5 protein-coding genes are annotated in these 5,137 nt (G+C 66.6%); all 5 read right to left on the bottom strand.

Translation table 11 applies throughout. The annotated features are described in order from the left end of the window. The coding region (locus tag ACNPM4_RS11440; RefSeq protein WP_448985788.1) for a CinA family protein at window positions 1-292 on the bottom strand (292 nt) is incomplete at its 3' end. Beyond that, entirely contained in the window at window positions 289-867 is a 579-nt protein-coding gene (gene pgsA / locus ACNPM4_RS11435; protein ID WP_400858739.1) for a CDP-diacylglycerol--glycerol-3-phosphate 3-phosphatidyltransferase, read from the bottom strand. The genes ACNPM4_RS11440 and pgsA, both read right to left, overlap by 4 nt. Then, on the bottom strand, window positions 867-3,596 hold the full coding sequence (locus ACNPM4_RS11430; RefSeq protein WP_448985787.1) for a DNA translocase FtsK: 2,730 nt from the start codon (window positions 3,594-3,596) through the stop codon (window positions 867-869). The genes pgsA and ACNPM4_RS11430 overlap by 1 nt, the downstream gene beginning before the upstream one ends. 73 nt (window positions 3,597-3,669) lie before the next feature. Further along, entirely contained in the window at window positions 3,670-4,164 is a 495-nt protein-coding gene (locus tag ACNPM4_RS11425) for a GNAT family N-acetyltransferase (protein ID WP_448985786.1), read from the bottom strand. 64 nt (window positions 4,165-4,228) lie between these two features. Further along, on the bottom strand, window positions 4,229-5,137 hold a 909-nt coding region (locus ACNPM4_RS11420), incomplete at its 5' end, for a ribonuclease J (protein WP_448985785.1).

Below are 5,137 nucleotides of genomic sequence, written 5' to 3'. Positions count from 1 at the left end.
CCCCCGGGACTCCGTCTACGTTCACGACGCGGCGCACGCCGTCTGCCATCTGCAAGGCGACCTGCGGGTGGACCGGCCCGTGAGCAGCGAGGAGCTCGGCATCCACACCGAGGACCGTCGCCTTGACCGGGGTCGCATAGGCCACCACACCACCGAGCAAGACCGCGGAAGCCCCCGGAGCCGACACGATCTCGGCGCACAGCGCGCCGCCCGTGAGCGACTCGGCGACGCCCAGAGTCCAACCGCGGTGTGTCAGAGCCGACAGCAGTGCGGCGGCGCCCGCGTCGCTCATGCCTGCTTCTGGCGCGATCCGCGTGCCTGCGCGACGATGTAGTCGATCCCGCTCGCCACCGTGAGCACGAGGACAATGACCATCAGGATGAAGGTGATCAGCGTCCAGGCATCGAGGCCGATGAGGACGTGTAGGGGAAGCAACGCCCACCCGAGTGCGACCCCCTGGAACGCCGTCTTGATCTTGCCCATCCAGGCAGCCGCGACCACATGCTCGCTCGCGACCATGAGACGGTGGATCGTGATCCCCCACTCACGGACGAGGATGATCGCGACGATCCACCAACTGACCTCACCGAGGATGGCGAGGCCGATGAAGCCCGCTCCGGTGAGCATCTTGTCGGCGATCGGGTCCCAGAGTTTGCCGAAGTCGCTGACGATGTCGTACTTCCGTGCGAGGTAGCCGTCGACCCAGTCGGTGGAGATCCCGACGATGAAGATGATGGCGGCCGCCCAGCGGAGGCCGGGCTCGGGGAGTCCGTAGGTGCCACCGAACAGCAGCAGGACGAAGAAGATGACCGCCAGCGGGATACGCGCGACGGTGATGGCGTTGGGCAGCTGCCGAGGAATCGTCATCAGTCGCGCCCCGTCAGGCCCCAGGCGTCTTCGTCGCCGCCGTCGGCCTCCACCTCGGGGAGTCCTTCATACTGGGCGGCGATCGGATCATGCGGCTGAGGCATCTGAGGCATCGGAGGAACCGGAGGGGCTGCCGGAGCAGCCGGAGCCGGGGAGGCCCCGGGAGCATCGTCTCCGCGCAGCTTCGCCATCACCTGCGGGAGCTGCTCGGCCGTGGCCAGCACGTCGCGGGCCTTGGAGCCCTCCGAGGGCCCGACGATCTCGCGCGATTCCAGAAGGTCCATCAGGCGACCCGCCTTGGCGAAGCCGACACGCAGCTTGCGCTGCAGCATCGACGTGGAGCCGAACTGTGAAGAGACGATGAGCTCGGCTGCGGCGAGCAGAAGCTCCAGGTCGTCGCCGATGTCTTCGTCGACTTCCTTCTTCTTCGTCGGCTCCATCGCCTCCTGCACATCGGGTCGGTAGTCCGGCCGAGCCTGACGGGTGACGTGCTTGACGACGGCGTCGATCTCCTTCTCATCGACCCACGCACCCTGCAGACGGAACGGCTTCGACGATCCCATCGGCGAGAACAGCGCGTCGCCCTGCCCGATCAGCTTGTCGGCCCCGGGGCTGTCCAGGATGACGCGGCTGTCGGTGACGCTCGTGACAGCGAAGGCGAGACGGGACGGCACGTTGGCCTTGATGAGACCGGTGACCACGTCGACACTGGGGCGCTGCGTGGCGAGGACCAGGTGGATACCCGAAGCTCGCGCGAGCTGCGTGATGCGGACGATCGAGTCCTCCACGTCACGAGGCGCGACCATCATCAGGTCGGCCAGCTCGTCGACCACGACGAGGAGGTACGGGTACGGCTTGAGAACTCGCTCGCTGCCCACAGGGAGTTCGACTTCGCCGGCGCGCACGGCGCGGTTGAAGTCGTCGATGTGACGGAAGCCGAACGACGCAAGGTCGTCGTACCGCATGTCCATCTCCTTCACGACCCACTGCAGCGCCTCGGCTGCCTTCTTCGGGTTCGTGATGATGGGCGTGATGAGGTGCGGGACGCCGGCGTAACTCGTGAGCTCCACGCGCTTCGGGTCGATCAGGACCATACGCACGTCCGCGGGGCGAGCCCGCATGAGCAGGCTCGTGATCATGGAGTTCACGAAGCTCGACTTACCGGAACCCGTGGAACCGGCGACCAGGAGGTGCGGCATCTTGGCGAGGTTCGCGATGACGATGTTGCCACCGACATCTTTGCCGACGCCGATGGTCATCGGGTGCGTGCTCTTCTGCGCGGCCGGCGACCGGAGGACGTCGCCGAGCGCGACCATCTCCTTGTCGGCGTTGGGGATCTCGATGCCGATCGCGCTCTTGCCGGGGATCGGCGAGAGGATGCGGACGTCGTTCGATGCCACGGCATAGGCGAAGTTGTTGCTCAGCTGTAGGATCTTCTCGACCTTGACGCCGTGACCGACTTCGACCTCGTACTGCGTGACCGTCGGCCCGCGCGAGAAGCCGGTGACCTTCGCGTCGACCTTGAACTGCGTCAGCACGCTGGTGATCTGCTCGATCACCTTGTCGGTGGCCTCGGAACGAAGAACCGGCGGCGGGCCCTCGACGAGGAGGCCCGGAGAGGGCAGGATGTACGGCGTCACGGGAGCCTGCGGACCCCGGTCGCCCGGACCGTCTGTACCGAAGCCGTCGAGGCCGGGAAGCTCCGGTGCCTCGCCCGTGTCGGAGGAATCGTCGAGGAGCGCCGTGGTCTGCTGCTCGGCGAGCGAATCGGCGACCGAACGAACCTCGGACAGCACCTCGGTGGCGGCATCGTAGGGATTCTCGACGACGACCGCCTGGTCGTAGGCCGGAGTCGGGTCGGTTGTCGTGAGCAGCGCCGTGATGTCGTCGGAGCCGAGAGTGCCCTCGTCAGGGTCTTCTTCCCGACCCGTCTTGTTGCGTCGCCACCAGGGCAGCACGTCGGGGTCGTCGACCTTGTCAGCCTCATCGATTGCGGCGGCGTCTTTGGCGGGCTTCTCCGGACGCTCGGCGTCGAACATCCAGGCGTAGAGATCGCCGAGGCGCCGACCGATGCGGTTCGGCGGTGTCTTGGTGAGGATCAGGATGCTGAGTGCCGTCAGCAACGCGAGCACGATGTAGGCAGGGATATTCGTGAGGTAAGTCAGCGGCTGCCCCACCAACCACCCGAGCAACCCGCCTCCCGTGTTCAACGCCGTGATGTTCGGCTGGGGCTGTGGTTGTCCACCGGCGACATGGCAGAAACCTGCCAGGGAGATCACGAACAGGCCGAAACCGAAGCCGATGCGTCCGTTGTCGTGAACCGACGCGGGGTGACGGAACAGCCAACCAGCCAGTACCAGCAGAAGCAGGGGCATGATGAACGCCACCCTGCCGACGAGCAGCCCAACCGAGTAGGCACTGATGTTCTCGGCCACCTCGTTGCCGATGAAGACCCACTCGTTCACGGCGCCGAGAGCCGCGAGCAGCACGAGGAGGAACGGGAAGCCGTCGCGGCGGTCGTCCTTCTCCAGCGCCTCAGGCCCGAAGGCGCGGAAGAGTCCGCCGACGCCGTGGGCGAGTCCGATCCATGCCCGGACTGCCACCGGAGGCTTGTCTGCCTCGTCGATGTACTTCTTCGGTGCGGGCTGGGCCTTGGGAGCCGTCTGCCGCTTGGGGCGCGACGGTGCGCTGGTCGACGCGCGCTCTGTCTTCGTGGTACTCCTGGCCATGCTCTCACGTTACGACCAACGGCCGACATCTCCGCGTAATGACGCGGCTTTCCACCGATCCTCGCGACGCTGACTACCGGGTCCGACGCGCCATGGTGTCGCGCGACTCTCCTTCCGCCACGAGGGCGAACCCCTCGGCGCGATACAGATTGCGGGCGAAGTTGTCGCGTTCGACGCTCAGGCTGATCCGCGCATGCCCCTGCGTACCGGCGAGCTCGATGACACCGCGCAGGAGAGCGCGTCCGACACCGCGTGCACGCCAGAGCGGATGCACGCCGATGATCAGCTCCGGAACGGCGACGCCGACGAAGCCGAACCCCGGCGCATTCTGCGGGAGCACGCGATACCAGGCCGCACCCACGGGCACCTCGTGTTCACCGGTGGCCACCAGCCCGTCATCGGCCATGCGCTTCCACCCCGCGAGATAGCGCCGATGGTCGGCAGAGTTCAACACCTCATGCCGCGGACGCACTCCCCCGGCGCGCCAGTTGGCGGCCTCGACGAGCATGTCGCCGAGGAACATCGCATCAGTCTGCGCCGCCCTGCGAAGGGCAAAGCCGCTGTCCATGCCGCGAGCATAGAACCGGGGTGTTACGCCGGGATGACGGCCGACCGTGAATACCGAGCGACCGTCACGCCTCGATGACGAGCGGGACGATCATCGGACGACGGCGGAGTCGCTGGTTGACCCAGCGCCCGATCGTGCGTCGCACGACCTGAGACAGCGAGTGGGTGTCGCGCACCCCGTTGCCGGCCGCCTCCTTGAGCGCCGCGACGATCTTCGGCGCGACGTCATCGAACACGGAGTCATCTTCGGCCACACCACGCGCGTGGATCTCAGGACCGGAGATGATGCGGCCGGTCGCGGCATCCACGACGACGATCACCGAGATGAAGCCCTCCTCGGCGAGGATGCGTCGATCCTTGAGGTCGGCATCGGTGATCGCTCCGACCGAAGAGCCGTCCACGTAGACGAACCCGAGATCCAGCTGGCCGACGACGCTCGCCACGCCGTCCTTGAGATCGATCACGGTGCCGTTCGAGGCGATGATCGTATTCGACTCCGGGACGCCGGTGTCCTGCGCGAGCTTGGCGTTCGCGATGAGATGGCGGTACTCGCCGTGCACCGGAAGGACGTTCTTGGGCTTCAGGATGTTGTAGCAGTAGATCAGCTCGCCGGCGGCGGCATGCCCGGAGACGTGCACCTTCGCGTTGGCCTTGTGCACGACGTTGGCGCCGAGCTTGGTCAGCCCGTCGATCACGCGGTAGACGGCGTTCTCGTTGCCCGGGATGAGGCTGGAGGCGAGGATGACGGTGTCGCCCTCGCTGATCTCGATCGCGTGGTCCATGTTCGCCATGCGGCTCAACACCGCCATCGGCTCACCCTGCGACCCGGTCGACATGTAGACGATCTGCTCGTCCGGGAGGTCGCGCGCCTTCTTGAAGTCGATGAGGACCCCGTCCGGCACCTTCAGGTAGCCGAGCTGCTCGGCGATGGTCATGTTCCGCACCATGCTGCGGCCGAGGAAGGCGACGCGGCG

It is taken from the genome of Microbacterium umsixpiens (genome assembly GCF_053543675.1).
This window is presented reverse-complemented; position numbering and strand designations above follow the sequence as displayed.

Excerpts from the sequence above, each read along its gene's own strand:
- pgsA (WP_400858739.1), bottom strand. The coding sequence starts at position 867 with ATGACGATTCCTCGGCAGCTGCCCAACGCCATCACCGTCGCGCGTATC.
- ACNPM4_RS11430 (WP_448985787.1), bottom strand. The coding sequence starts at position 3,596 with ATGGCCAGGAGTACCACGAAGACAGAGCGCGCGTCGACCAGCGCACCG.
- ACNPM4_RS11425 (WP_448985786.1), bottom strand. The coding sequence starts at position 4,164 with ATGGACAGCGGCTTTGCCCTTCGCAGGGCGGCGCAGACTGATGCGATG.